27 protein-coding genes are annotated in these 25,130 nt (G+C 70.8%); 11 read left to right on the top strand and 16 right to left on the bottom strand.

The genetic code is table 11. From position 1 onward, the window contains the following. Positions 1-12 precede the first annotated feature (12 nt). Positions 13-1,887: an AMP-dependent synthetase/ligase gene (locus tag SRB17_RS02840; protein ID WP_323374880.1), complete on the bottom strand. Its 1,875-nt coding sequence runs from the start codon at positions 1,885-1,887 to the stop codon at positions 13-15. Positions 1,888-2,170: 283 nt separating this feature from the next. After that, the gene (gene lepA / locus SRB17_RS02835) at positions 2,171-4,045 is read right to left on the bottom strand and encodes a translation elongation factor 4 (RefSeq protein WP_323374879.1); all 1,875 of its coding nucleotides are present in this window, start codon (positions 4,043-4,045) and stop codon (positions 2,171-2,173) included. Between the two features lie 227 nt (positions 4,046-4,272). On the opposite strand from lepA, the gene rpsT reads away from it, so the two are divergent. After that, complete coding sequence (rpsT, locus tag SRB17_RS02830) at positions 4,273-4,539, top strand: 30S ribosomal protein S20 (protein ID WP_067006864.1); 267 nt, start codon at positions 4,273-4,275, stop codon at positions 4,537-4,539. 1,175 nt (positions 4,540-5,714) lie between these two features. Here rpsT and holA read toward each other — a convergent pair. The 4 genes from holA to SRB17_RS02810 all read right to left on the bottom strand — a co-directional run bounded on the left by holA (position 5,715) and on the right by SRB17_RS02810 (position 10,703). Then, the gene (holA, locus tag SRB17_RS02825; protein WP_194293882.1) at positions 5,715-6,704 is read right to left on the bottom strand and encodes a DNA polymerase III subunit delta; all 990 of its coding nucleotides are present in this window, start codon (positions 6,702-6,704) and stop codon (positions 5,715-5,717) included. Positions 6,705-6,791: 87 nt separating this feature from the next. Beyond that, on the bottom strand, positions 6,792-7,037 hold the full coding sequence (locus tag SRB17_RS02820; RefSeq protein ID WP_323374878.1) for a hypothetical protein: 246 nt from the start codon (positions 7,035-7,037) through the stop codon (positions 6,792-6,794). A gap of 131 nt (positions 7,038-7,168) precedes the next feature. After that, the gene (locus tag SRB17_RS02815; RefSeq protein ID WP_153534281.1) at positions 7,169-8,017 is read right to left on the bottom strand and encodes an arylamine N-acetyltransferase family protein; all 849 of its coding nucleotides are present in this window, start codon (positions 8,015-8,017) and stop codon (positions 7,169-7,171) included. A gap of 25 nt (positions 8,018-8,042) precedes the next feature. Further along, a complete protein-coding gene (locus SRB17_RS02810; protein ID WP_228395873.1) occupies positions 8,043-10,703 on the bottom strand; it encodes a ComEC/Rec2 family competence protein in 2,661 nt (886 codons plus the stop codon). Between the two features lie 327 nt (positions 10,704-11,030). On the opposite strand from SRB17_RS02810, the gene SRB17_RS02805 reads away from it, so the two are divergent. From SRB17_RS02805 to SRB17_RS02765, 9 genes are all read left to right on the top strand, one after another. Beyond that, positions 11,031-11,576 (top strand): DUF6907 domain-containing protein, encoded by a 546-nt coding sequence (locus tag SRB17_RS02805; RefSeq protein WP_153534277.1) that lies wholly within the window; start codon positions 11,031-11,033, stop codon positions 11,574-11,576. A 115-nt stretch (positions 11,577-11,691) separates the two neighbouring features. Then, positions 11,692-12,066: a DUF6907 domain-containing protein gene (locus SRB17_RS02800; protein WP_153534275.1), complete on the top strand. Its 375-nt coding sequence runs from the start codon at positions 11,692-11,694 to the stop codon at positions 12,064-12,066. Continuing rightward, a complete protein-coding gene (locus SRB17_RS02795; protein ID WP_153534274.1) occupies positions 12,063-12,305 on the top strand; it encodes a hypothetical protein in 243 nt (80 codons plus the stop codon). The genes SRB17_RS02800 and SRB17_RS02795 overlap by 4 nt, the downstream gene beginning before the upstream one ends. Positions 12,306-12,498: 193 nt before the next feature. Further along, positions 12,499-13,434 (top strand): hypothetical protein, encoded by a 936-nt coding sequence (locus SRB17_RS02790; RefSeq protein ID WP_153534272.1) that lies wholly within the window; start codon positions 12,499-12,501, stop codon positions 13,432-13,434. Then, complete coding sequence (locus tag SRB17_RS02785; protein ID WP_323374877.1) at positions 13,431-13,745, top strand: hypothetical protein; 315 nt, start codon at positions 13,431-13,433, stop codon at positions 13,743-13,745. Before SRB17_RS02790 ends, SRB17_RS02785 begins: the two co-directional genes overlap by 4 nt. Positions 13,746-13,747: 2 nt before the next feature. Further along, positions 13,748-13,933: a hypothetical protein gene (locus SRB17_RS02780; protein ID WP_153534270.1), complete on the top strand. Its 186-nt coding sequence runs from the start codon at positions 13,748-13,750 to the stop codon at positions 13,931-13,933. 88 nt (positions 13,934-14,021) lie between these two features. Further along, positions 14,022-16,112, top strand: a complete 2,091-nt coding sequence (locus tag SRB17_RS02775; protein ID WP_153534269.1) for a cell division protein FtsK — start codon at positions 14,022-14,024, stop codon at positions 16,110-16,112. 150 nt (positions 16,113-16,262) lie between these two features. Beyond that, on the top strand, positions 16,263-16,487 hold the full coding sequence (locus tag SRB17_RS45940; RefSeq protein WP_153534267.1) for a hypothetical protein: 225 nt from the start codon (positions 16,263-16,265) through the stop codon (positions 16,485-16,487). A 15-nt stretch (positions 16,488-16,502) separates the two neighbouring features. Beyond that, positions 16,503-16,880, top strand: coding sequence for a hypothetical protein (locus SRB17_RS02765; protein WP_153534265.1), 378 nt, complete (start codon positions 16,503-16,505; stop codon positions 16,878-16,880). Positions 16,881-16,964: 84 nt separating this feature from the next. Here SRB17_RS02765 and SRB17_RS02760 read toward each other — a convergent pair whose 3' ends face one another. Further along, entirely contained in the window at positions 16,965-17,411 is a 447-nt protein-coding gene (locus SRB17_RS02760; RefSeq protein WP_153534263.1) for a hypothetical protein, read from the bottom strand. A gap of 168 nt (positions 17,412-17,579) precedes the next feature. On the opposite strand from SRB17_RS02760, the gene SRB17_RS02755 reads away from it, so the two are divergent. Further along, a complete protein-coding gene (locus SRB17_RS02755) occupies positions 17,580-18,104 on the top strand; it encodes a hypothetical protein (RefSeq protein ID WP_153534261.1) in 525 nt (174 codons plus the stop codon). Between the two features lie 16 nt (positions 18,105-18,120). Here the strand turns inward: SRB17_RS02755 and SRB17_RS02750 are convergent, their stop codons facing one another. The 9 genes from SRB17_RS02750 to SRB17_RS47935 all read right to left on the bottom strand — a co-directional run bounded on the left by SRB17_RS02750 (position 18,121) and on the right by SRB17_RS47935 (position 24,916). Further along, a complete protein-coding gene (locus tag SRB17_RS02750) occupies positions 18,121-18,420 on the bottom strand; it encodes a hypothetical protein (RefSeq protein ID WP_153534259.1) in 300 nt (99 codons plus the stop codon). Then, a complete protein-coding gene (locus tag SRB17_RS02745) occupies positions 18,417-18,827 on the bottom strand; it encodes a hypothetical protein (RefSeq protein WP_228395822.1) in 411 nt (136 codons plus the stop codon). The genes SRB17_RS02750 and SRB17_RS02745 overlap by 4 nt, the downstream gene beginning before the upstream one ends. A gap of 158 nt (positions 18,828-18,985) precedes the next feature. Further along, positions 18,986-19,378, bottom strand: a complete 393-nt coding sequence (locus SRB17_RS02740) for a holin (protein ID WP_153534257.1) — start codon at positions 19,376-19,378, stop codon at positions 18,986-18,988. 191 nt (positions 19,379-19,569) lie between these two features. After that, positions 19,570-20,286 carry a hypothetical protein gene (locus SRB17_RS02735; RefSeq protein ID WP_153534255.1) on the bottom strand — a complete coding sequence of 239 codons (717 nt, stop codon included), beginning with the start codon at positions 20,284-20,286 and terminating at the stop codon, positions 19,570-19,572. A 15-nt stretch (positions 20,287-20,301) separates the two neighbouring features. Beyond that, positions 20,302-20,484, bottom strand: coding sequence for a hypothetical protein (locus SRB17_RS02730; RefSeq protein WP_153534253.1), 183 nt, complete (start codon positions 20,482-20,484; stop codon positions 20,302-20,304). Between the two features lie 14 nt (positions 20,485-20,498). Further along, positions 20,499-21,146: a hypothetical protein gene (locus SRB17_RS02725; RefSeq protein WP_153534251.1), complete on the bottom strand. Its 648-nt coding sequence runs from the start codon at positions 21,144-21,146 to the stop codon at positions 20,499-20,501. Positions 21,147-21,315: 169 nt separating this feature from the next. Further along, positions 21,316-21,486, bottom strand: coding sequence for a hypothetical protein (locus tag SRB17_RS02720; RefSeq protein ID WP_153534248.1), 171 nt, complete (start codon positions 21,484-21,486; stop codon positions 21,316-21,318). Then, on the bottom strand, positions 21,483-22,115 hold the full coding sequence (locus SRB17_RS47940; RefSeq protein WP_323374876.1) for an SEC-C metal-binding domain-containing protein: 633 nt from the start codon (positions 22,113-22,115) through the stop codon (positions 21,483-21,485). Before SRB17_RS47940 ends, SRB17_RS02720 begins: the two co-directional genes overlap by 4 nt. After that, positions 22,112-24,916 carry a YfjI family protein gene (locus tag SRB17_RS47935; RefSeq protein WP_153534246.1) on the bottom strand — a complete coding sequence of 935 codons (2,805 nt, stop codon included), beginning with the start codon at positions 24,914-24,916 and terminating at the stop codon, positions 22,112-22,114. Before SRB17_RS47935 ends, SRB17_RS47940 begins: the two co-directional genes overlap by 4 nt. Positions 24,917-25,130: the final 214 nt, after the last annotated feature.

Below are 25,130 nucleotides of genomic sequence, written 5' to 3'. Positions count from 1 at the left end.
ACTTCTCCCGCGTCACTTCTCCCGCGTCCCGGCGTACATGTCCTCGATGAGGTCCTTGTACTCCCGCTCCACGACGGGCCGCTTCAGCTTCAGGCTCGGCGTGATCTCGCCGTGCTCCACATCGAGGTCCCGCGGCAGCAGCCGGAACTTCTTGATCGTCTGCCACTTCTGCAGCCCCGCGTTGAGCTGCTGCACATACCCGTCGACCATCTCCACGGTCTGCGAGGCGGCGACGATCTCGGCGTACGGCTTGCCCGCCAGGCCGTTCTCCTTCGCCCAGTCCGCGATCGCGAGCTCGTCCAGGGCGATGAGGGCGGTGCAGTAGTTCCGGTCGGCGCCGTGCACCAGGATGTTGGAGACGTACGGGCACACCGCCTTGAACTGGCCCTCGACCTCGGCCGGGGCGACGTACTTGCCACCGGAGGTCTTGATGAGGTCCTTCTTGCGGTCGGTGATGCGCAGATAGCCGTCGGGCGAGAGCTCGCCGATGTCGCCGGTGTGGAACCAGCCGTCGGACTCCAGCACCTCGGCGGTCTTCTCGGGCAGCCCGTGGTAGCCCTCCATGATGCCGGGGCCGCGCAGCAGGATCTCGCCGTCGTCGGCGATGCGCACCTCCGTGCCGGGCAGCGGCTTGCCGACCGTGCCGGTGCGGTAGGCCTCGCCGGGGTTGACGAAGGAGGCCGCGGACGACTCGGTGAGGCCGTAGCCCTCCAGGATGTGGATGCCGGCGCCGGCGAAGAAGTAGCCGATCTCGGGCGCCAGCGCGGAGGCCCCGGAGACACAGGCGCGCAGCCGGCCGCCGAAGGCCTCACGGAGCTTGGCGTAGACGAGGGTGTCGGCGACCTTGTGCTTGGCGGCGAGGCCGAAGGGCACCGCGGCGGTGCCGGTGCGCCGGAAGTTGTCCTGGCTGACCTTTGCGTACTCGCGGGCGACCTCGGCGGCCCACTGGAAGATCTTGTACTTGGCCGGTCCGCCCTCGCGAGCCTTGGCGGCGACGCCGTTGTAGACCTTCTCGAAGATGCGCGGCACGGCCGCCATGTACGTCGGCTGCACCACCGGAAGGTTCTCGATGATCTTGTCGACGCGGCCGTCGACGGCCGTGACGTGGCCGACCTCGATCTGCCCGGAGGTGAGGACCTTGCCGAAGACGTGCGCGAGCGGCAGCCACAGGTACTGCACGTCGTCCATGGTGACCAGGCCGGTGGCGGCGATCGCCTTCGCCATGTACGCCCAGTTGTCGTGCGGCAGGCGCACACCCTTGGGGCGGCCGGTGGTCCCGGAGGTGTAGATGAGAGTGGCGAGCTGGTCCTTGGTGATCGCGCCGACCCGCTCCTTGATCAGCTCGGGGTGCTGCTCCAGGTAGGCGGCGCCGCGACGCTCCAGCTCGGCGAGGGTGATCACCCAGTCGTCCGTCTCGACGCCGGCCGGGTCGATGACGACGACCCTGGTCAGCTCGGGCAGCTCGGCGCGCTTCTCGACCGCCTTGGCGACCTGGGCCGCGTCCTCGGCGATCAGCACCCGGCTCTCGGAGTCGGAGAGGATGAAGGCCGACTCGTCGGCATTGGTCTGCGGGTAGACGGTGGTCGTGGCGCCGCCGGCGCACAGGATGCCGAGGTCGGCGAGGATCCACTCGACCCGGGTGGAGGAGGCGAGCGCCACCCGCTGCTCGGACTGCACGCCGAGTTCGATGAGGCCGGCCGCGATCGCGAACACCCGCCCGGCCGCCTGCGCCCAGCTGAGCGACTTCCAGTCGTCGGGGCCCTGGCCGGACGCGGGCGGCACCGGGTAGCGGTAGGCCTCGGCGTCCGGTGTGGCCGCCACGCGCTCCAGGAAGAGGGCCGCCACGGACGGCGGACGGTTCTCGATCAGGGTCTGTGTGTCGCTCACGACATCCTCCGGGCCCGCGACGGTGCGGCTGTACTCGGTGCGGCTGGGGTTAACTCACGGTGGGGGTACGAGCTGTTGTATCGCTGTTGTTTAACTCGCGAGTAACTATCGAGCAGGGATCAGAGTAAGCCGCGACCGGCCGCTGCGTAAGAGGCATCGGCCTGTCTGTTTCCACGCATCTTCCACGCAGAGCGACGCTACGCACGCGTAGGGGCCCGTCGCGCTTTGCCGCGACGGACCCCCTTGTGTCCCGTTTGTGGACGTAACCCTTTGTTACCGCTGGTTACTTCTTGCCCTTGGCCGACCCCGCGCTGTCATCGCTGGACAGGACGGCGATGAAGGCTTCCTGCGGAACCTCCACGGAACCCACCATCTTCATCCGCTTCTTGCCTTCCTTCTGCTTCTCCAGCAGCTTCCGCTTACGGGAGATGTCGCCGCCGTAGCACTTGGCGAGGACGTCCTTGCGGATGGCGCGGATGGTCTCGCGGGCGATGACCCGGGAGCCGATGGCGGCCTGGATCGGCACCTCGAAGGCCTGCCGCGGGATGAGCTCGCGCAGCTTGGCGACGAGCCGCACCCCGTACGCGTACGCGGCGTCCTTGTGGGTGATCGCCGAGAAGGCGTCCACCTTGTCGCCGTGCAGCAGGATGTCGACCTTGACCAGGCTGGAGGTCTGCTCGCCGGTGGGCTCGTAGTCGAGGGACGCATAACCGCGGGTCTTGGACTTCAGCTGGTCGAAGAAGTCGAAGACGATCTCCGCGAGCGGGAGGGTGTAGCGGATCTCGACCCGGTCCTCGGAGAGGTAGTCCATGCCGAGCAGGGTGCCGCGCCGGGTCTGGCACAGCTCCATGATCGAGCCGATGAACTCGGTCGGCGCCAGGATGGTGGCGCGCACGACCGGCTCGTACACCTCGCCGATCTTCCCCTCCGGGAACTCGCTCGGGTTGGTGACGATGTGCTCGCTGCGGTCCTCCATGACCACGCGGTAGACCACGTTGGGCGCGGTGGCGATCAGATCGAGGCCGAACTCGCGCTCCAGCCGCTCCCGGATCACGTCCAGGTGCAGCAGGCCGAGGAAGCCGACGCGGAAACCGAAGCCGAGGGCGGCGGAGGTCTCCGGCTCGTAGACCAGCGCGGCGTCGTTGAGCTGCAGCTTGTCCAGGGCCTCGCGCAGCTCGGGGTAGTCGGAGCCGTCCAGCGGATACAGACCGGAGAAGACCATCGGCTTCGGGTCCTTGTACCCGCCGAGCGCCTCGGTCGCCCCCTTGCTCTGGCTGGTGACGGTGTCACCGACCTTGGACTGCCGGACGTCCTTCACACCGGTGATCAGATAGCCCACCTCGCCGACGCCGAGGCCGTCGGCCGGCAGCATCTCGGGCGAGTTGACGCCGATCTCCAGCAGTTCGTGCGTGGCGCCGGTCGACATCATCTTGATGCGCTCGCGCTTGTTGAGCTGGCCGTCGATGACACGGACGTACGTCACGACACCGCGGTAGGAGTCATAGACCGAGTCGAAGATCATCGCGCGGGCGGGCGCGTCGGCGACACCCACCGGCGCCGGGATCTCCTTGACGACCTTGTTCAGCAGCGCGTCCACGCCGAGACCGGTCTTGGCGGAGACCTTGAGGACGTCCTCCGGGTCGCACCCGACCAGGTTCGCCAGCTCCTCGGCGAACTTCTCCGGCTGGGCGGCCGGCAGGTCGATCTTGTTCAGCACGGGGATGATCGTGAGGTCGTTCTCCATCGCCAGGTAGAGGTTGGCGAGGGTCTGCGCCTCGATGCCCTGGGCGGCGTCGACGAGGAGGATGGTCCCCTCACAGGCGGCGAGCGACCGCGAGACCTCGTAGGTGAAGTCGACGTGACCCGGGGTGTCGATCATGTTGAGGATGTGGGTCGTGCCCTGGTCGGGGCCCTCGGTGGGGGCCCAGGGCAGACGCACCGCCTGGGACTTGATCGTGATGCCGCGCTCGCGCTCGATGTCCATCCGGTCGAGGTACTGAGCACGCATCTGCCGCTGCTCGACCACGCCGGTCAACTGGAGCATCCGGTCGGCGAGCGTGGACTTGCCGTGGTCGATGTGCGCGATGATGCAGAAATTGCGGATCAGAGCCGGGTCGGTACGGCTCGGCTCGGGCACATGGTTAGGGGTCGCGGGCACGCAGGGTCCTGTCTCTTGAGGCGCCTTATGCCTCGGGTCGGATCGATACGTAGTCTCCATGGTCCCACGCGCGGGGACCGGGCACCGTTTTGGGCCGCTCGCAGGGCCACTGGTACTGTAGATGGCTGTGCCTCTTGCCCTCTCGGCGTGAGGTGCGTCAGAGAAATTTTGGATCACCGGTAGCGGGACCTTCCTGGCCCCGCACCAGAACCTGAAAAGGCTCCTTCGTGGCGAACATCAAGTCCCAGATCAAGCGGATCAAGACCAACGAGAAGGCTCGGCTGCGCAACAAGGCCGTCAAGTCCTCCCTGAAGACCGCGATCCGCAAGGCTCGCGAGGCCGCTGCCGCGGGTGACGTCGAGAAGGCCACCGAGCTGCAGCGCGCTGCCGCGCGTGCGCTCGACAAGGCCGTCTCGAAGGGCGTCATCCACAAGAACCAGGCCGCCAACAAGAAGTCGGCGCTTGCTTCCAAGGTCACGTCCCTCAAGGGCTGAACCTCCTTTTTGATCTGACCGCCGGAAGGACCCAGAGCGGGCCCTCTCTCATCCGCTCCCGGCCGGCACCCCCGGATTCGCACGCGGCCTGCGTTCGCCACGCGGGTGCGAGTCCACCAGCTTGATCCGAAGGCCCCGGCAGCCTCCCTTCCCCAGGGCGGCCACCGGGGCCTTCGGCATGCGCCCGTCTTGCGTTGGTGGGGGGTGGTGGGCATCGGTGCCGGGGTGCGTGCGTTGGTGCGGGGTGGCGCATGTAGGTGCGGGGTGGCTCGCGTCGGTGTCAGGTCGCGTGCGTTGGTGCGGGGTGGGCGTGCGTGGGTGCGGGGTGGGCGTGCGTGGGTGCGGGGTGCGCGCGTGGGTGCGGGGTGCACGCGTGGGTGCGGGTGCACGCGTGGGTGCGGGGTGGCTCGCGTCTGTGGGGGATAGCGTGCGCGTCGGTGCGGGGGTTGCGCGTGTCGGTGCGGGGGTTGCGCGTGTCGGTGTCAGGTCGCGTGGGTCGGTGCGGGGTCGCGCCCGTCGTGTCAGGTCGCGTCGCGTGCGTTGGTGCGGGGTGGGCTTGCGTGGGTGCGGGGGCGCGCCCGTCGTGTCAGGTCGCGTCGCGTGCGTTGGTGCGGGGTGGGCGTGCGTGGGTGCGGGGGGTTGCGCACGTCTGTGGGAGGTAGCGTGCGGGTCGGTGCAGGGTGGTGCGCGTCAGTGCCGGGCGGCGGGTGGGCATGTCTGGGTGGGTGCGTGTCGGTACGGGGTAAGTCGCGTCGGTGCCGGGCAACGGGCACGTGGGTACGGGATAGCGCGCGGCGGTGCGGGGTGGCACGCGTCGGTGCGGGGTGGCGCGCGTCAGTGCCGGGCAACGGGCGCGTCAGCGAGGGGCTGCGCGCGTCAGCGCCGGTCCCTCCGGGATCCACCCCGAGATGAATCGGGGTCCTCCCCCGGATCCGCTCGGGCCCCACCCGATCCCCAGTCGGGGCCACGCCCCTCCCCTGATCCACCCGGGCCACCGGGTCCTCCCCCGGGCGACCCCCTAGCCACCCAGGTCAGCACCGGGTCCTCCCCATGTCGGCACCGGATCCCTCCCGAGTCGACACCGGGTCCTCCCCCGAGTCGACACCGGGTCCTCCCCCAAGTCGGCACCGGGTCCTCCCCCAGGCGGCGGTGGGCCGCCTCGCGGCGGTGGTGGATCAGCCTCGGCCTCTCGACCGGGCCGCCCGGGCGATCGTCACGACCGCCTTCTCCAGGGCGTACTCAGGGTCATCGCCGCCGCCCTTCACCCCGGCGTCGGCCTCGGCAACGGCCCGCATCGCCGCCGCGACCCCGTCCGGCGTCCACCCCCTCATCTGCTGTCGCACCCGGTCGATCTTCCACGGCGGCATCCCCAGCTCCCTCGCCAGATCCGCCGGCCGCCCCCCGCGCGCGGAGGACAGCTTCCCGATCGCCCGCACGCCCTGGGCCAGCGCACTAGTGATCATCACCGGCGCCACGCCCGTCGCCAGCGACCATCTGAGCGCCTCCAGCGCCTCCGCCGTACGCCCCTCCACGGCCCGGTCGGCGACCGTGAAGCTGGAGGCCTCGGCCCGGCCGGTGTAGTAGCGTCCGACGACCGCCTCGTCGATCGTCCCCTCCACGTCGGCGACCAGCTGGGACACCGCCGAGGCCAGCTCCCGCAGATCGCTGCCGATGGCGTCGCAGAGCGCCTGGCACGCCTCGGGCGTGGCCGACCGCCCGAAGGAGCGGAACTCGCCCCGCACAAAGGCCAGCCGGTCCGCCGGCTTGGTCATCTTCGGGCAGGCCACCTCCCGCGCTCCCGCCTTGCGCGCGGCATCGAGCAGTCCCTTGCCCTTGGCTCCGCCCGCGTGCAGCAGCACGAGCGTGATCTCCTCGGCGGGCGCTCCGAGATATGCCTTCACGTCCTTGACCGTGTCGGCGGACAGGTCCTGCGCATTGCGTACGACCACGACTTTCCGCTCGGCGAAGAGCGAAGGACTGGTGAGCTCGGCGAGCGTGCCGGGCTGCAACTGGTCCGGGGTGAGGTCGCGTACGTCCGTGTCGGCGTCGGCGGCCTTGGTGGCGGCCACCACCTCCTGCACGGCACGGTCGAGCAGAAGGTCCTCCTGGCCCACGGCGAGTGTCACCGGGGCGAGAGGGTCGTCATTCACAGTCTTCCTGGCCATCACTGACAGCATCCCACGCGGCACTGACAACCAACCGACCCCGGCACCCTGACCGGTCCCGGAGCGGACCCGGAGTCGGTCTCGGGGTTACGGCTCCTCGCGCCAGCCGTCCCACCGTCCAGCGAACTCGTCCAGCTCCGCCGGGTCCAGCCGCTCGTCCTCGTCCCGCAGGACCACCAGCCACTGGGCGTCCTCGGCGTCGTCCTCGCCGGCCAGCGCGTCCCGGATGATCCGGGGCTCCTCGTCCATCCCGAACCGCTCCCCGAGCGCCTCGGCCACCTCCTCGGCGGCATCCCGGTCAGGCAGCACCAGCACGTGTCTCACATCGCTCACGGGCCCATTCTCCGGCACCGCACCAGAACCGAACCGCCAGGTCAGACCGCCCACCGGAGCGGACGGGTCCGATTATGGGGACGGCACGACAGGCCCTAGAAATCCGACACATTCGCAGCAACTCGCCCGAATCAGAAGTCCAGGTTCCGGTTTCGCACAGCCGGCACGCAGTCCAGCTCGATCCCGAACCGCTCCCGGTACGCCGTCAGCACCTCCTCGTCCGTCTCCAACTCCCGTGTCCCGCGCGTACCGTCGCCCGCCGTCGTCTTCAGTTCCCGCCCGCTGAGCGTGACCCTCCCTCCGTCGTCACTGACCCGTGAGCAGACCAGTGACCGGGTGAAGTGCGACAGCGGCGAGGTGCTGTGCCACCACGCACCGGCCGCGAAGTCCCCGAGCACCCGGGGCCGCGTCTCCAGCCGGTACTGCGGCCTGCCGTCCCGTACGACGTCCAGGTCCCCGGAACCGGCCGGGCCGCCGCTCACCCCCGCCGCGTCGGGCCCTGCCGCGTCCGGCCCTGCCGCCACCACCCGGAACACGCCGACCGGGTCCGTCTGCTCCTCGCGTTCCGTGCAGCTCAGCGGGTAGTGACTGTGCGCACCGAACCCGACGTCCGCGAGCCAGGTCTCCCCCTCCGCCGTCCGCACCCGCAGGGCGAGATGGTCGTACGGAATCCCGAGCCGCCCCTCGACGCCGTACACGCGCGCCGCGAGCAGCTCGACCTCATAGCCGAGCGCGGCGAGCAACGCGCCGAACGTGCCGTTCAGTTCGTAGCAGAAGCCACCCCGCCCGCGTCCGATCACCTTGTCCAGCAGCCGCTCCTCCTCCAGGACGATCTCCTCGCCGAGGTGGATCGACAGGTTCTCGAAGGGGACGGTCCGCAGATGGCGCAGCTGCAGTCCGCGCAGCGCCCGGCCGGTGGGCTTCTGCGGGCGCTCGGCACCGATCCGGCGGAGATAGGCCTCGACCTGGCTTGAGTTCATGGACCCAGTCTGGGCGAACACCCCGTCATCGGTCTCTTGCCACCCGCACCTCGCCGCCCGCCCCTCCCGTCCCGCCGACCGCGAGTTCTCCGTCCCGGTCGGTGCGCAGCACCAGCGCGCCGCCCGCCCTCAGCGCGGCCACGGTCGCCGGTGCCGGGTGGCCATAGGGGTTGTCGGCGCCCACGGAGATCAGCGCCACTCGGGGAGCCGCGAGCCGTATCAGCTCTGGGTCCTGATAGGCCGAGCCGTGATGCGCCACTTTCAAGACGTCCACACCGGCCAGCTCGGCCGCGGCCGGCGACTGCACCAACGCCTGCTGGGCCGGCGGTTCGAGGTCGCCCAGCAACAGCAGCCGCAGCCCGCCCGTGCGCACCAGCATCGCGACGCTGGCGTCGTTCGGTCCGTCCGGCTCGGGCACCGGGTCCGGCCAGGCGGGGGTCTGCGTGTCTCCGGGCGGCCGGGTGTTCGGTGGGGGCCACAGGACCCGCCAGGACAGCTGTCCGGCACGCCGTTCCTCTCCCGCCACGGCCCGCGTGACCGGGATGTGCCGCGCCGTCGCCTCCCTACTGACGAACTCGGCCTGGTCGGCGGGCTCCTCGAAACCCGTGGTCTCGATCGCGGCCACAGAGCGGCCCCGCAGCACCCCGGGCAGTCCCGCCACATGGTCGGCGTGGAAGTGGGTCAGGACGAGCAGCGGGATGCGCGTGATGCCCAGCTGGCGCAGACAGTGGTCGACCAGCGCCGGATCGGGGCCGGCGTCCACGACCACCCCGGCCCCCTCGCCCGCCGCCAGTACGGTCGCGTCGCCCTGCCCGACATCGCACATCGCGAACCGCCAGCCCGGCGGCGGCCAGCCCGTGATCACCCGGGTCAGCGGCGCCGGCCGCACCAGCGCCAGCAGGAGCAGCACCCCGAGCAGCCCGCACCACCACGGATGCCGCGTGAGCCGCCGCCCGGCCAGGACGACGGCGACAGTGACCGCCGCGAGCAGCAGCGCCCCCGGCCAGCTCCCCGGCCAGTCCACACCCGCGCCGGGCAGCGCCGCGCCCGTCCGGGCCACAGCGGCGATCCACCCTGCGGGCCAACTCGCGCACCAGGCCAGCGCCTTGGCCGGTGCCATCGCCACCGGCGCCGTCATGAGCGCCACGAATCCCAGCACCGTGGCCGGTGCCACCGCCACCTCGGCCAGCAGGTTGCACGGCACCGCCACCAGGCTCACCCGCGCCGACAGCACCGTCGTGACCGGGGCGCACACCGCCTGTGCCGCGGCGGCCGTCGCCAGCGCCTCCGCGAGCCTCGGCGGCACCCGGCGCCGCCGCAGCGCCTCGCTCCAGCCCGGTGCCAGGACGAGCAGCGCGCCGGTGGCCAGCACGGAGAGCAGGAAGCCGTAACTGCGGGCCAGCCACGGGTCGTAGAGCACCAGCAGCAGAGCGGCCGTGGCCAGTGCTGGGATCAGGGATCTGCGGCGCCCGGTGGCAAGGGCGAGCAGCGCGACCGCGCCACACGCGGCGGCCCGCAGCACGCTGGGGTCGGGTCGGCAGACGACCACGAATCCCGACGTGAGCGCTCCGGCGAGCAGCGCGGTCGCCCGCAGCGAGAGCCCGAGGCGCGCGGCGAGACCACGGCGTTCGACCAACCGGGCCAGTCCGGGCGGCCCGATGAGCAGGGCGAGCAGGACGGTGAGGTTGCTGCCGGACACGGCGAGCGTGTGCGCCAGGTCCGTCTGCTTGAACACCTCGTCCAGCTCGGGCGTGATCCGTGAGGTGTCCCCGACGACCAGCCCGGGAAGGAGCGCCCGCGCATCCCCCGGCAGACCGTCGGTCGCCTCCCGTAGCCCGGCCCTGAGCCGTCCCGCGAGTCGTTGCACCCCGCTGGGCCCCGCCACGATCCGCGGCCCCGGCCGGCCACGCACCCGCAGCACGGCCGCGGTCCGCTCGCCGCCCGCCAGCGCGGGCGCCAACCGCCCGCCGACCCGCAGCCGCGTGGACGGCAACAGCCCGAGCCAGGCGTCATGAGCAGCCTGTGCACCCTGCTTGCGCTGCGCGCCCCGCGCATCCCAGGCGCCCTGCGCACCCCACACGCCTGGTGCGCCCGGGCCGGCGGACCGTGCCGCGCTCCCGCCTGTCGGAGAGCCGCCGTCCCGAGCGGCAGCCCCTTCCGATGCCGGAACGTCCGCGTCGACGACCAGCAGCACCGGAGTCCGCGTCCGCACGCTCGTCCCGTCGCTCTGTTCGACGCGCCGCACCTCCGCCCGGACCAGTACCGCCTGCGGGGCGGCGTGATCGCCGCGCACCCGTGGCCGGCTCAGCCAGGGGTCGCCGCTGACCTCGACCTCGGCGGTCACCGTCGCGTACCGCCGGGCCAGTTCGGGTAACGGCCCGCGGCGCAGGTCCGCCCCGTGCAGTCCGGCCGAGGCGGCCGCCGCTGCGACGCACAGCAGCACGGCGGCGCTGGACGCACGCGCCCAGGCGAACCGTCCGAGCGGCCTCACGGCCTGCGCTCTCCGCGTGACCCGCCCGGCCGGTACGGGCTGTGCGGGCCGTGGGGACTTCCGCGCCGCCAACAGGGCGACCCCGGCCACCAGGCAGGCGATCGCGATCCCGGCCGTCCAGCCCGCCGAGGTGTCCAACGTCAGGGCCGCCGTGACCCAGGCCGCGAGCGCGGGCGGCACCAGGCGCAGGTCCATGGGTCCGGCCCGTTCGCCACGAGCGGCGGTCCCGTCCTCGCCGGTGTCGCGGGCGGTGCCACCGGACCCCGGGTCTCCCGACCGCTCTCCTCCTCGCCGGGCACGCCCGAGCACGCCCGTCCTCCCGCGCCCCGGCAATCCGTCGACGATCGTGCGGCTCATGGCCGTACCAGGTTCCGCAGATCGCTGAAGCGGCGGTCGCCGAGTGTTCTATGGGTATCTAGCAAAGCGCAAAGTCCGCACTTCAGAACGTGCGGCGGCCCCACCAGGTGTTACCAGCACCGTGATGGGGCCTAACGGATCTACCTGCCAACACAGGAGACCGCTATGGCACAGTCTGCCATCAGCCAGCACATCGAGGCTTGCCTCCCCGCGATCCCGGCGCAGCCGAAGGCCGCCGGCCAGTCGCAGCCCATCGCCCCGGCCGTCCCCGCCGGCTTCCGTCTGGTGCCGACCCTGATAGGGCGCCCGGGCAACGTGGCCACGGTGTGGATCCAGTGCCCGACGTGGTGCCACATCGATCACGCCAACGACCGCCAGGTGGCCGTCGAGGACGTGTGGCACTCCGGGGACTTCGTCGACCTGGAGCTGCCGCACCGCGGCGGCAAGGAGCTGCTCGCGTACTTCCGGCTCGGCTTGGACCCGTACAGCAGCGACCCGGCGAAGCGGCGCACGTTCGTGTACGGCGAGGACGGCGACAGCGTCGACGGCCGCTACATGGACCCGCAGCACATCCGGGACTTCTGCGACCGCACCGAGGCCGCCATCGCGCAGCTGCGGGCGCTCGCCGAGGCCGCGGAGGCGACGGCCGGCGACTCCGACCCGGACATGGACGAGGCCCTGCGCCGCGTCCGCCAGGGCGGTGCCGTCTGATGCCGCGCCGCAACGGAAACGTCGTCCGGACGCGTGAGCGCGTGGAGCCGGATCTGCTGTCCCCGAGGGACGCCCGCCGTCTGGCCGCGAAGGCCCGCCGCAGGCGGTGGTCCGCGTGATCGCCGAGCCGAGGAAGTGGCTGCTGCAGACGATGGACCATGGCCGCGTCGAGGTCGAGTGCCCGTCGTGGTGTATCGGTCACGGCTGGCAGATGGGCGGCGGGATCGGCCGGAACGACATCACGCACCGGTCGGTGCGGGTGAAGGCCGGCACGGCGACCGACGCCGACGAGTGGCTGCCGATGCTGACCGCCTGCATCTCCTGGGCGCCGTACACGGAGCAGGTGCCGGTCATCTCGCTGGTGCTGGACGTCGAAGGCGACTTCCCGGCCGAGGACGGCCGCCACATCGCCGAGGGCCTGCGCCTGGCCGCCACCCGCGTCGAGGCCCTCGCCACCGAGGCGCTCCGTCTGCGGGGTGAGCTGTCGTGAGCGACGAGCGCGAGCTGCTGCAGGCCGTCCTGGAGGCCATCGCCATCCCGTACCCGGCCACGGTCGGGGACGCCGAGGTCCACGACCCCATCCTGCTGAGCCGCGTGATGGACGCCCGGGTCGCCCTGGAGGGCGTCCTGCGCCGCGGCGACGACGCCGGCTGGTCCGCGGACTACCTGCGATCCCGGCTGGCGGAGAAGCCGCCCGTCGGCTACCGCGCCGAGGGCGGGCAGCGATGACCGCCCGCTGGCCTGTTCGCCGGCCGACCGAGCATGCCGCCCTCCGTGCGGTGTGCCGGTCGGCCCGGCCGATCCCCCCTGTTCCTGCCCTGATGTCCGCGTTGATCGATGCCGTCGACCGCCGCGACCTCGAGGGCGTTTGTCTCGCCGCGCACCGTGTGGTGCGCGCTGCTGCCCCGAAGGAGTTGGGCGAATGAGCAAGCTGAAGAAGGCGGCGCCCTGGGTGCTGCCCGCCGTCCTCACCAGCGTCGCTGTGGCGTGGGCGGTCGACGCCATCGGCGGGATCCTCTCCCACCAGGCGGCGGCCCCGTTCGCGTACAGCGTCGCCGTCCTGTACGACGCCGTCTGGCTGTACGCCCTGGCGCAGGAGACCGCGCACCGCCGGCAGGGCTCCAACGCCCGCCTGCCCAAGGCCATCGGCTGGGTGTTCCTGCCGCTCACCGTCGCCGTGCTGGCCGCCCGCGGGCTGCTCGCCGGTGACGTCCTCGCGGCGGCCGTCGGCGCCCTGATCCCCGTGCTGGCCAAGGTGACGCTGGTGATGGCCATCGACAGGGACCGCACCCGCATCAGCGCCCGCGCCCAGGCCGCCATCGACCGGACCCGTGCCGCGACCCGTGACCGCATCGCCGTGTCCCGTGCCGTGGCTGCCGCCCGGGCCGACGAGACGAAGGCCGCGGCGGAGATCCTGAAGGCGACGCGGGAGGCCGAGGCCGAGGCCGTCACCGTCACGCATGACGCCTATGAGCGGTACGCCGAGGTGATGGACCGGCACCCCCTGCCGGAGCCTGCCGGGGAGCTGCCCGGGCTGGTCTCCGACAGTGAGCTGGAGGCCCTGCTCTCTGGGGGTGTGCCGGAGGGTGTTCCCGCACTTGGCACGGGGGTGTCCGACCCGTCCGGCACGGGCGGCGGCACGCCGTCGGCACAGTCGGCGAAGGCCGCCAACGACCAGGCGGTGGCGCTGCTCGCCGCGCAGCTGTACGCGACGAACCCGCCGCCGTCGAAGCGGAAGTTCCGGGAGGCCATGCGCGCCCAGATGAACGCCCGCCACCTGACCGGGTCATGGGAGACGATCGACGCCCTGTACGACCGGGAGAAGGCCCTCGCCGGCCCGGGCGGGGGCCAGCCGTGAGCAACCTGGAGAAGGCCGCCCGCGACGCCGTCGAGGCCGCCGACAACAGCCAGATGACCCAGCAGATCCTGGCGATCCTCGCCGCGCAGCAGCTGCTCAACCAGCAGCAGCCGCAGCAGCCGGCGCCCATGCCGGTGTCCCGGCCTATCGGCCTGTACGTGGCCGCGGGCATCGGCGGAGCGGTGGCCCTGTCGTTCCTGGCCATGGCCGCGGCGCTCCTGGCGATCGCCGTCACGGTCGGCGCCGTGTCCGCAACGGTCTGCGTGCTCGTCCTGCGATCCATCTGGCGCGACTACGAGAAAGGGAAGTGACCATGCAGCCCGCCAGCAAGCACGACGCCCTGACCCCGTGGGAGATCGCCAAGGTCATCCGGTGCGGCCACAAGGTCTTGAGGGCCCGCAGCCACCGTGAGGCGGCCCGCTGGGAACGCGAAGCCGACCGGATCATCGCCGCCGCTGAGGCCCGCGAGAACGCCCGAGCCAAGGGCCGCAAGAAGTAGCTACGCCACGGGGCGGCCGTCACCCAGGCAAGGCAACCGGCCGCCCCGTGCTCCCAGTCACACAGCTAGAGCAACTGGAGATCACATCATGACCGACACCGTCCCGGAGCAGGTAAACGGGCACGTCGAACCGCAGGTGTCCCTGCTGAAGTTCACCCCCGAGCAGCCGGCGGCGCCCGAACCTGTCGACAACCCGAACCTGCCCGCTCCCGGCGTCACCGAGGAGAAGCGCAAGCCGATACTGCCTGCCTGGCTGAAGGACAGCACCGAGTTCGCTACGGCCGCCAAGCACACGGCCAGCCGTCTCGGATACGCCTCGATGTACCACGGCGCGCGCCTGCCCTGGTACGGGCTTCAGCTGGCCTCAATGTCCCCGCGCGGCGCCTGCCGGTTCATCGCCTCGACCAATCGCTGGTTGTGGGACCGGGAGGCCGCACCGCTGCGCGACCACGCGGTACGCACCGAGGACGTCGAGGAGTACCTGCACCTGGCCCGGCTGCGCGGCAACCGCGTCCGCCTGCGCGGCCTGGTGACGGTCGTGGCCTGCGTGTTCGGCGTCGGCTTCGCCCTGTGGCTGTACGTCATGGCCCCGGCGTACCTGTGGGTGTTCGCGGCCGGCGGGGTGCTGACCCTCGGCTACTTCGGCCAGCAGCCGGACGCCCCGGTCATCGGTCCCGCGGTGATGCGCACCGAGCTGCAGAAACTGACCGGCACGATCGTGCTGCGCGCCCTGGACGCCATCGGCAACCCGAAGATCTCGGCTGCCATCAAGAAGGGCGGCGCCATGGACGGGATGCGCTTCACCAGCGAAATCACGCGTGACGGGCCCGGCTACCGGGCCGACCTCGACCTGCCTTACGGCGTCACTCCGGACGACGTCATGGAGAAGCGTGAGGCCCTGGCCTCGGGGCTGCGCCGCAAGGTCGGCTGCGTGTGGCCGTCCGGCGATCCCGACGAGCACGAAGGCCGCCTGGTGCTGTGGGTCGGCGACCGGCCCATGAACGAGACGACGAAGCCGGCCTGGCCGCTGCTGAAGGACGGACGCGTCGACCTGTTCCGCCCCGTCGTGTTCGGCAACGACCAGCGGATGCGCTGGGTCGAGGTGACGCTGATGTTCGCGTCCATCGTCATCGGCTCCATCCCCCGCATGGGCAAGACGTTCCTGCTCAGGCTGCTGATGCTCATCGGCGCCCTCGACCCGCGGGCATGGCTGCTGGCCTTCGACCTGAAGGGCACAGGCGACCTGGGCGCCCTCGAACCGGTCGCCCACCGCTACCGGGCGGGCGAGGAAGACGAGGACATCGAGTACATCCTTCACGCCCTCCGTGAGATCAAGGAGGAGCTGCGGCGCCGGGCGAAGGTCATCAAGTCCCTGCCCCGCTCGCGCTGCCCCGAGTCGAAGGTCACCCCGGCCCTCGCCGACGACAAGAGCCTTGGCCTGCACCCCATCGTCATCGGCATCGACGAATGCCAGGTGCTGTTCGAGCACGAGAAGTACGGCGCCGAGCTGGAGAGCATCTGCACCGACATCACCAAGCGCGGGCCGGCGCTGGGCATCGTGGGCATGTACGCCACGCAGCGCCCCGACGCCAAGAGCCTCCCGCCGGGCATCTCCGCCAACGCCGTCCTGCGGTTCTGCCTGAAGGTCATGGGCCACCAGGCCAACGACATGGTTCTCAGCACCGGCGCCTACAAGTCCGGCATTCGCGCCACCATGTTCAGCCGCCGTGACCTGGGCATCTGCTACATGGCCGGTGAGGGCGACGACCCGCGCATCGTCGCGTCCGCGTTCGTCGACGCGCCCAAGGCCGAGCTGGTTGTTGCCCGTGCCCGGAAGATGCGCGAGGAGTACGGCAACATCACCGGTCACGCCCTCGGCGAGGGCCCGGCCGCCACGGTCGGCATGGACGTCCTCGGCGACGTCCTGAAGGTGGTCGCCGCCAGCGAAGAGCAGGTGTGGAACGAGCGGGTGGCCGGCCGTCTCGCCGAGCTCCGCCCGGACGTGTACGACGGCTGGACGGCCGCCAACGTGACGACGGCGCTGAAGCCGTGGGGCGTCACCATCCGCGATGTGTGGGGCGAGACCGACGACGGGGAGAAGGCCACCCGTCGAGGCTTCCGCCGCGCCGATGTGGTCGCCGCCGTCACGCGCCGTGAGGCCGACAGGCTCGCCGCCTGACCCTCGGACCGCTGCTAGGCCTAGCAGACAGCCCTGCTAGGCCTAGCAGCCCCGCTAGCACCGAATCCGGCCCTTGAGCAGGCGCCTAGCGCCTAGCAGGGGCGCCGCTGAAACCCCGGGAAACGCCCGGATCGAAGGGGGAGAGACCTCATGCTGACTGCGATGGCCGCGACGCTGCTGTGGGCCGGTGGTTACGCCGTGTTGTGCTGGGCTAAGCCGTTCGCCCCGTGCCGGAAGTGCCGCGGCCTGGGCCAGATAGAGCGGTTCGGCAAGCCGCGGACGTGCCCGCGCTGCCACGGCCGCAAGCTCAGACTGCGCGTCGGCCGGCGTGCCCACAACGCATGGCGCCGAACCCATGACGCCGGCACCCGCTGAACGGGAAGATGAGCCGTGCCCTCACGACGGTCTTCATCCAACGAGCCGAGCCTGCTCGTCGCCATCTGGTGGATATTCCTCGCCGCCTGCGCCATCGTGATGTTCCTCGGCGGCATCAACTTCATCTCCAGCCTCTTCGGCCCTGACGACGAGCCCCGGCCCGCGCCGACTGTCACGGTCACCGAAACCTTCGGCCCCTCGCCGCTGGCCACCGACGTCCCCGACGACGTCATCGACAACGAACTGAACGACATCCCCACCCCGACCGCCTGTACCGACGCCGACGCCCGCGGAATCGTCCCCCGCGACCGCTGGACGCCATGCGGTCAGATCCTCGGCTACTTCGACGACTGGACGACGCCGCCTCCCGGAGCACCCGCCGTCGCGCCTTAGAACCCCCGCCACACTGGCCCAGCCCGAAGCCAGACGGCCCCCGCCTCGTTCATCGAGGACGGGGGCCTTTCGTGTTTTCGGGGGTCAGCAGGCGGGTCCGACCGAGACCTGTACGTTCTTCAGCCGCTTGGGCGAGTCGGCATCAGCGTTGTAGCCGGGGTTGTCGCTCGCCCACGCTGCCTCCGTGCAGTAGCCATCCCCGGTCGGCGAATCCTGCTGCAGCTCGTCGAACGTGGTCTGGCAAGAGGTCACGTTGTAGTTCCCGATGACCTGGGCGCTGTTGGGGGCGCCAGGCGTCTTGTACCAGACGATGACGTCCCGCTCAGGCCCGCAGCCCTTCGAGCGCGACGGCTTGGGCTTCGGCTTCGGCTTGGCCACGTGGGATGCGCTGGGCTCGGGTGCGGCGGAATGGCTGCTCCGTGTGGCCCGCGGGGTCGACGTATGCGCCGGCTTCGACGCGGTGTCCGATCCTCCGGAACTACACGCGGCGGTCAGCAGGATGGCGGCGATGGGCAGGATGGTGCGGCGCACGGGCCCCCCTCTTCCTCGGCTGTGCGAAGTGCGGGAACAGAGTGGCACCTGCACACGGAGGGCGGGCGCGTATTGCCGGACTGTGACCCCGCTCAGTCGGTCCCAAGCAACGGCCCCCGCCTCGGGTCTCGAGGACGGGGGCCTTTCGCGTTTCCCTACACTTCGCGCATGGAGGGGTGGAAGTTCTGGTGGGGGATCGCGGCGTTCTTCCTGGGCGGCCTGGCAACGCAGCTGAATGGTTGGCTCGCGTATCGGCGGCAGCGCAAGGACAAGGCTGCTGACGCAGCGGACGCTGCTGAACAACGGCGAGCCGAGTTCGAACTCGAGCACCTCATGGCGACGAACCAGAAGTTGCACGACTACCGCGAGAAGTTCCTGGACTTCACCAATGCGGCCGCGGAAGCCGACTCTTCCGATGGACGGGACAGTGCCGCGCGTCGCCACGCCCTGGAGGTGGCAAACGAAGCACTGAATGCCTGCGAGCTCGGTCTCAACGGGAACGTCGGCTTCATCCTCGACGACACCGTCCGGGCATCGGTCCGACAAGCCACCAAAACAATCGAGGACGCAGCTACCCGCGCCATCGGCGGACAGGCAGTCGACTACCTCGCGGTGAACCGGGCCGTCAGCGACGCCTCCGACGCCCTCTCGGCGCGTGTCCGAGCGCTATACGCCCGCCAGGCTGAGCGCTGACGTTCTACCCGTCCTGTCAGGCCCTGACCCCACGCAGGATCCGGTGAGGCTCCGTCTGCTCGATCCGCTTGAACTCCTCATAGTCCAGGCCGGCCATGCCGCGCACGACCAGGCCGTGCTCCCGCAGCCACGCATCCCGCTTCTGTCGCCATTCCAGGATCGCCTCGTAGCGGCCCTCGAGCTGGCCGTCGTGGTCGCGCGCCCAGTTGCGGGCCATGAACTCCCGGCCCCATACCCACTCCGGTACGCCGTCCTCGTCCTGCTCCGGCGGCCGATCCAGGCCCGCGCGGGCCGCACGGCGGGCCGAGACCATCATGCCCCCCTGAGAGGCACCACAGGGGCCGGCGCCGAAGGCGGCAGCTGCCAACCCAGCGCCGCCATGCCCTGCGGCGTGAGCCCCAACCGGTCGCCCAGGTGCCGCGCTTCCTGCGCATGCCAGGCCGCAGCCTGCCCAGCCAGTACGGCGAACGTGTACGAGACGTACAGGGCCACGGCCATGATGAACGAGTCGTCCCACTCGTTGGCCTGCGGGCCCTCCCACAGCATCTCCCACATCTCCCGCTCGGCATCCGACCAGGCACGGCCAGGCGGCAGATCGGGCACGGGGTCGGTACACACGGGCGGCAGAACGATCCGGCGGCGGTTCCCGCCGGCCCGCTCACTGCTGCGGCTCGCGGTGTACCGGGAGCGGTCTTTCCCAGGATTCGGCAGGGGTCCGGGCATCCGAGACACCTCACTTTCAGTTACTGATCAACTATGGACCGGAAACCGGTTTGGTCTATCTGGGATCGCGACCAGCGACACACCTCCCCGTCGGTCAAAATCCTGGCGTCCTGGACCTTCCCCCCGGTGGGTGGTGACGCTGCGGCCGTCACTGCTGGTCACGACGCTGCCCAGCCGCCCGGGGTCGTCGTGCCTGTCTTCCGTGAGTGGCAGCCGCGGCAGATGCCGCGGAGCCGGTGCGGCGCGTCCGGGTCGGGCACGCCGGCAGCCACCAGGTCCCGGCGTTCGTCGGGGTGGTGGTCGGCGACGGTCGACGGCTGGCCGCATCGCTCGCCATGCCCGTGCGCCTGGTCGGTGCACACGCACTGCGGGTCGCGGTCGAGGACGAGGCGCCGCACCGACTGCCAGCCGCGGCCGCCGTAGCCGCGCTGCCTGGCGCTGCCGCGCTTCTGCTCTGCTTCGCGTCGGTGCTCGGGGCAGCGTCCGCCTTGGTCGGTGAGCTCTGGGCAGCCGGGGACGGTGCACACTCTCCAGCCTGGTCGTCGTGGCATCGGTGCCTCCTGCCTTGCCTGTTGTGCTCGGCCTCGACCGATCGAGGTCGAGACCGAGGATGAGAAGACGATGAGCGCGTGCTGATGCGCATCGTGTTGTGCCTTGCCTGCCTGGCCTTGCCTGGTCTGCCGTGGTGGCGGCCGGCGCAGAGGAGGAGTAGGGCCCCGCGCCGGCCGCCGGTCTGTGGGTGTCAGGCGACCCGCGGTCGGGACGTCATGGCCTGCGGGTGGTAGCGGTGGTAGGCCTCGTCCTGCTGGGCGCAGGTCGGCAGCCAGATCTTCCCGCCGTTGTCGAGGAGCCAGCCGAGCTTGATGTGCAGGACGTGGGAGTGCCACGGCCACGGCGCCGCGCCGTGCCGCGCCTTCTCCCAGTCGCTGAACAGGTCGGGGAGGTTGCCGACTTCGGCGAGCGGGCTGAGCAGCTGCAGCGGGTCGGCGGTCTCACGCATGGCGCGGCGCCGGCAGATCTCCCAGCTGGCGCGCAGGGCGCCGTAGCGGGGCACGAGACTGTGCAGGCGGACGATGGCGGCGCGCACGTCCTCGTCCTCTTCCAGCATGTTGATGCTCGGCGATTCCTGCATGGCGTACCTGGCTGCGGTCTTGCGGTCGGCTCGCACCTGGTCGAGGAGTTCGGCGAGAGCGGGCTGCAGGTGTTCGGTGATGACCTGGTCGGCGCCGCCCCAGGCCAGGAAGCCGATCGCCTTGTTGGCCATGGGTTCGACTTCGAGCTGCTGCTTGGCGTTGAGGTGGATCTGGTTGCGCCCGTCGCGGTGGGCTTCGAGGTATTCCTCGGCAGCCGCGTAGTGCTCGAGGAACTCGTCGGGCATGGTGTGGTAGCCGAAGCGGGCGTTGCCGGCGAGGGCGGTGGTGCCGCTGTCGTTGAGCTGCTGAATGGGGTCGTAGAGCATGATTTCTCCTGTGGGTTAGAAGCGGGTGGGCGGGTAGATGCCGACCTTGGCGAGGGCGGCGCGGACTTCGTCGTGGGTGACTTCGGGCCGGGCGTAGTAGCCGTCCGGCGTGGGCTCGAACGGGTTGACGTCCTCGGTGGCGAGCGCTTCGGCGACGGCGGCGCGGGCCGCGCGCTTGGCCTCTTCGGTTTCGTACATGGGGTTTCTCCTGTTCAGCCGACGGGGGTGATGGGCAGTCCGTAGGTGTCGACGACGTACTCGTCTCCGGTCGGGGCGGAGAAGTGGGCGAGCAGGCGCCAGGGTTCGGCGACCGTGTGCCATAGCCGAGTCCGGCCGGCGCGCCTGGTCATGATGTGTTCGGCGTATGCGCGGTCGACGGTCCAGTAGGGCCCGGTTCGGTGGTCGCCGGTGGCGCCTCGCCACAGCTCGACGGGCTGCGGGGGCCGGTACCAGGGGCGGCCGTCCTCGGTGTAGCCGGTTGCCCTGAACAGGGCGAGCCACTGTGAGGGCGGCAGCTGCAGCGTGTCGGACACGCGCCATGTCGCCGGGAGTACAGCGAGCAGGGTGTCGGTCGAGAGCTTGCCGCTGGTGAACGCTTCCCAGAGCAGGCGCGGTTTGCTGTCGCGGCTGGTGCGGCCGAGCCACCAGATGAGCCAGTCGGCGTCGATGGCGTCCTGTTCGCCTATCTCCTGGGTGAACTCTGCGGTGAGGTCGAGCTGCGCGCCCTCGATGGCCGGGGGGTGGGGCGCGGTGCCGGAGTGGATTCCGTAGACGCGCAGGACGGTGCGGGCAAACGCTGCGAACGAGGGGTCGACCTGCTCGTTGTCGACCAGCTGCTGTATGGCGTCGGTGGTGGTCATGGCATCTCCGGGGGGAGTTGGAGGTTCGGGCACTGTCCGCCGTGAACGTCGGTGCACAGGGGGATGTGGGTGCTGCGGCAGAGGCGGGCGCCGCAGCTGCGGACGCACGGCCGGCCGCGTCCGGTCTTCAGGGGCCGGTCGCAGACGGCGCAGCGGCTGCGCGCCCGGGTCACTCGTCGTCCTCCGTGGCCCAGCGGGCCAGCTTCGCGGCGTACCGGGCCTTGAGGCCGTGCGCGCGGGCTTCGGCGAGTTCGGAGCGCTGCTGCCGCCTGCGCTCCCGCTTCCTCTTGGCTGCGGCGATACGGGCCTGTATCCGCTGCTCGACGTGCGACTCGGTCATGAGGCCTCCTGTCGGCCGTGGCAGCGCTTGTAGCGCCGGCCGGAACCGCAAGGGCACGGGCTCTTGCGGGTGATGACGTGGACGTCCTCGGCGGCCTGTACGGCGTTCTCTGCCATCAGGGCAGTGCAGGCGCCGCACAGGTGCCCGCTGATGCTGAGCGGGCCGAGGGAGGTCAGGTGCGGGGTGACGGTCTCGGTGCGCCGGCCGCAGCAGTCGCAGTGGTGGTCCCACAGGAACTGCGTGGTCTCTCGGGTCTGCTGCAGCCGGGCGATGCAAGCGGGCTGCATGCAGACGAGCGTGGGCGGGTCGCACAGGATGAGCACGGGGCGGATCTGCCGGGTGTGCTCGCACAGGTGGGTGACGTGGCCGCTGCTGAAGGCGGCGAGGAGCATCCGCAGCCGGGGCTTGACCATGCGGCGCAGCAGGGCGGCGTCTTTCGGGGCGTCGCCAAGGAGCGCCCAGCCGCCCCGGGCGATCGCCGCTAGGGCCATGTTCTGCCCCATGGCACCCGCTTCGCGGGTGGCCGCCTGCAGCTGGTCGAGGGTGGCGACCGGGAAAGAGTCCGCCCCGGGCATCGTGCCCATGAGCTCGTCGAGTTCTGCGTCGGTGAGGAACTGGCGGGCGGTCACGCGGACTCCTTCGGCGGGTCGTAGATCCAGGGGTGCACGTCGTACCTGGGTGAGGGCTTGCGGCCGGTCTTCCCCTCCCGCTCGGGGTCGGGCTTCCGGGCGACCCAGCCGAGGTCTTCCAGGTGGTCGACGGCCGCTTTGATGGCGTCGGCGCCGCCGTCCAGAGCCCATTTCTTCTGCACGCCGCGCTGTACGTCGCGCAGGGAGAACGGCTCTGCGGGCTTCTCTCGGCCTCGCAGCCACGCCAGCACGTCACGGCCCGGGGTGAGTTGGGCGTCCCGGTTGGCGCCCATCAGGTCGAGGCAGAGCCGGGCGTGGGCGATGAAGTACGGCGCCATGCTGATGGCTGCAGCCATGTACGGGCCGGTTACCTCGGTTGCGTCAGAATTGTCATAGAGGGTCAGCGCCGCGGCGATGCGAGCGAGCTTGGCCGGCAGCTTCGACGCCCACGACATGATTGGGCGCAGGTCTCCGAGGTTCCCCATGCGGGGCTCGAGGTGTTCCTCGAACCGGTACATGAACTCATTGGCCTCTGGCGTGAAGGCGAGGACGCGCGGCGCCTCGGCCTCCCACAGCTTCGCCACAAGATTCTTGATGCGCTGGCCGTAGTCGGCCGCGATCGTGTCCGGCACGGGCACGGCCGCCCTCGGGTCGCGCTGCCCGAGATTCGACTCGGGGTAGCTGTAGAGGGGCCGCTGCACGAACCCGTTGTGCAGCACCTCGTCGTCCTCGCTGCGGGCCAGGCCCTGCAGGATGACGGGCTGCACGAGCAAACCGAGGGTCAGGTGCGCGTTCGTCAGCTCGGTGCTGCCGCGCTGGACGCGGTGCACCGGGACGGCTTTCCCGTCGTATGCCTGCAGGGCGAACGTAGTGTCGGGTGAGCCGTTGCCGAACCTGCGTCCGGTGACGTTCGCGAAGAACACGCCCTCGCTGTCGAGGACGGCGCCGCGGCCGGCGTTCTCCGATGCCTTTACGGGCATCGCGGCCGGCGTGATGTCTCCCCAGAACAGCGAGGGGAGCGCGGGAGGCTGGCCGATGTCCTGAAGCGTCTGCAGGGCGATGACCGCGTCATCGGCGGCCAGCTGGGCATTCTCAGGCTTTGCCTTGATGGCGTTCTTCTCGGCGTCCTTCAGCCGTTCCTCGGCGATCCGGATGCGCTGCTTCGTCTGCTCGATGACGGGCTCTGTTTCGGCGCGCAGCCGGATCTCTTCCTCACGCAGAGGGCCGGTGAGCCGTTCCTCTACGCCGGTCTTGCGCTCGCCGGGCAGGGCGACGCCGACAGTCCACAGGGTGACGGGCTCGCTCCAGCCGGGCCGGATGCGCACGTAGGCGCGTCCGCCGATGGCTGTGGTGATGCAGGGCAGCGCCATCATCGCGGGCAGGTCGGGGGCTACCTGGGTGGCCTTTGCGATCGCCTCGACCATGCCGGAGAGGCTCTTTCCGAGCAGCATCAGGGGGAAGCCGGGCAGCGGCGGCCGGTCGATGGGTACGGGCGCGTCCCAGACGGGCTCAACTTCCCTGACAGAACTGACAGAACCGTCCTCGGGGTCCGCATCGTGGCCCCTGGCAGGGGTTGCGTCAGTTTTGTCAGGCACTCGGCCCCTCTCGGTGGTTGCTTCGCGGACCTCGGCCAGAACCTCGGCAGGAAGCGCCGCGGCGGCCGTCGACGACTGCCGCCCGTGGGCGGCGCGCAGGATGTCCCGCGCCGCCTCGGACTCGCTGCCGTTGTGGTGAAGGTGCGCGAACAGCTGTCCTGCGCTCATCACGTGGCCGGTGGGCAGGCCCGGGGTTTCGGACCAGATGGTGATCGCGGCACCGTCCTTGTGGACGTTGGCGCCGGTTCCGGACGTCTGGGCGTCCCAGCCGGGGTAGCTCCACAGCTGATCGGAGCCGCCGCAGTAGCCACAGCCGCCGGGCGCCTGCTCGCGGTAGGTCCAGCCGGCGGCCGACAGGACGTCGGGCACGGCGTTGTGCTCGCCGAGGATTCCCAGCGGTCCCCGATTTCCACTGACAGAACTGACAGAACCCTGTTTGCGGTCCGCTCGGCGAGACGCCAGCTGGGTTGCGTCAGTTTTGTCAGAGCGTCGCGGGGTCGGCGTCTTCGGCAGCAGCCCGTCGACGGTCTCGCGGAGCTCGGCGAAGCTGTAGCGGGGGCCGCCGGACTCAAGGACGCGGCACACTCGCGGCTCGGTGACGATCTTCCGGTTGACCGTGCCAGGTACGCGGAGGACGCGGGAGAGGTCGCCAACGCCGGTTCCGTAGCTGCAGCCGAGGCGCTCGGCGGACAGGCCGAGGACGCGCTGCCAGTCCGCAGCGAGCCGCGACGCCTCGTCGAGGTCGACGTCCTCGCCGACGACGAGCGGCACCATGAAGCTGGTCCGCACGTACAGGCCGCCACCAGAGTGAATGAGCTGCGTGTGGGGCGGCAGTCCGGACTCGGTGTAGACGCGCAGCGCCTGCTCGTCGTCCAGGGGAAGGTTTTGGTCCTTGTGGCCCGGGCCGGCGATGTCGATGTCCGACCACATATCGATCAGGGCGTGCGTGTCGGCGGCGCCGCCGCGCTTACCCGGGGCGAGCCGTTCCCGCACGGTGGTTGCGCGGGCGTAGATGCCGCTGACGCCCTGCCCGTTCCAGCGAGCGATGGCGTTCAGCGCCTGGTCGACTGATTCGACCTGTACGCCGGACCAGTCGCCTACGCAGCTGAGGGCGATGAGGCCGCCGGCCTCGCCGAACTGGGTCTTCAGCCATTCGCCGGTCACGCCGGTGTCGGCCAGCACGGATGCCGTCTTGAACCTGCTCACGCCGTCACCGCCTGGGGGCGCAGGACGACGAGGTACTCGACGCCGCACGGCGCGACCTTGAGGACGGAGCGGACGAGGGGAAGTGGGGCCCGGTGCAGGTGGGGGTGCCCGCAGCGGGGGCAGCGGTCTACCTTGACCTGCCGGTGCCACGTCGCGGAGCGGGAACGGTACGTGTCGAGGCGACCTGCTACACGGGGTGGGTTGTCCTGCGCTA

Origin of the sequence: Streptomyces sp. RB17 (assembly GCF_009604455.1) — a bacterium.
Classification (GTDB): domain Bacteria; phylum Actinomycetota; class Actinomycetes; order Streptomycetales; family Streptomycetaceae; genus Streptomyces.
This window is presented reverse-complemented; position numbering and strand designations above follow the sequence as displayed.

Coding starts and splice junctions, on each gene's coding strand:
- SRB17_RS02755 (WP_153534261.1), top strand. CDS start 17,580: ATGGAGGGGTGGAAGTTCTGGTGGGGGATCGCGGCGTTCTTCCTGGGC.
- SRB17_RS02740 (WP_153534257.1), bottom strand. CDS start 19,378: ATGCCACGACGACCAGGCTGGAGAGTGTGCACCGTCCCCGGCTGCCCA.
- SRB17_RS02750 (WP_153534259.1), bottom strand. CDS start 18,420: ATGATGGTCTCGGCCCGCCGTGCGGCCCGCGCGGGCCTGGATCGGCCG.
- SRB17_RS02790 (WP_153534272.1), top strand. CDS start 12,499: ATGAGCAAGCTGAAGAAGGCGGCGCCCTGGGTGCTGCCCGCCGTCCTC.
- SRB17_RS02720 (WP_153534248.1), bottom strand. CDS start 21,486: ATGACCGAGTCGCACGTCGAGCAGCGGATACAGGCCCGTATCGCCGCA.
- SRB17_RS02775 (WP_153534269.1), top strand. CDS start 14,022: ATGACCGACACCGTCCCGGAGCAGGTAAACGGGCACGTCGAACCGCAG.
- SRB17_RS02780 (WP_153534270.1), top strand. CDS start 13,748: ATGCAGCCCGCCAGCAAGCACGACGCCCTGACCCCGTGGGAGATCGCC.
- SRB17_RS02745 (WP_228395822.1), bottom strand. CDS start 18,827: ATGCCCGGACCCCTGCCGAATCCTGGGAAAGACCGCTCCCGGTACACC.
- holA (WP_194293882.1), bottom strand. CDS start 6,704: ATGGCCAGGAAGACTGTGAATGACGACCCTCTCGCCCCGGTGACACTC.
- SRB17_RS02805 (WP_153534277.1), top strand. CDS start 11,031: ATGGCACAGTCTGCCATCAGCCAGCACATCGAGGCTTGCCTCCCCGCG.
- SRB17_RS02735 (WP_153534255.1), bottom strand. CDS start 20,286: ATGCTCTACGACCCCATTCAGCAGCTCAACGACAGCGGCACCACCGCC.
- SRB17_RS02725 (WP_153534251.1), bottom strand. CDS start 21,146: ATGACCACCACCGACGCCATACAGCAGCTGGTCGACAACGAGCAGGTC.
- SRB17_RS02815 (WP_153534281.1), bottom strand. CDS start 8,017: ATGAACTCAAGCCAGGTCGAGGCCTATCTCCGCCGGATCGGTGCCGAG.
- SRB17_RS45940 (WP_153534267.1), top strand. CDS start 16,263: ATGCTGACTGCGATGGCCGCGACGCTGCTGTGGGCCGGTGGTTACGCC.
- SRB17_RS02730 (WP_153534253.1), bottom strand. CDS start 20,484: ATGTACGAAACCGAAGAGGCCAAGCGCGCGGCCCGCGCCGCCGTCGCC.
- SRB17_RS02810 (WP_228395873.1), bottom strand. CDS start 10,703: ATGGACCTGCGCCTGGTGCCGCCCGCGCTCGCGGCCTGGGTCACGGCG.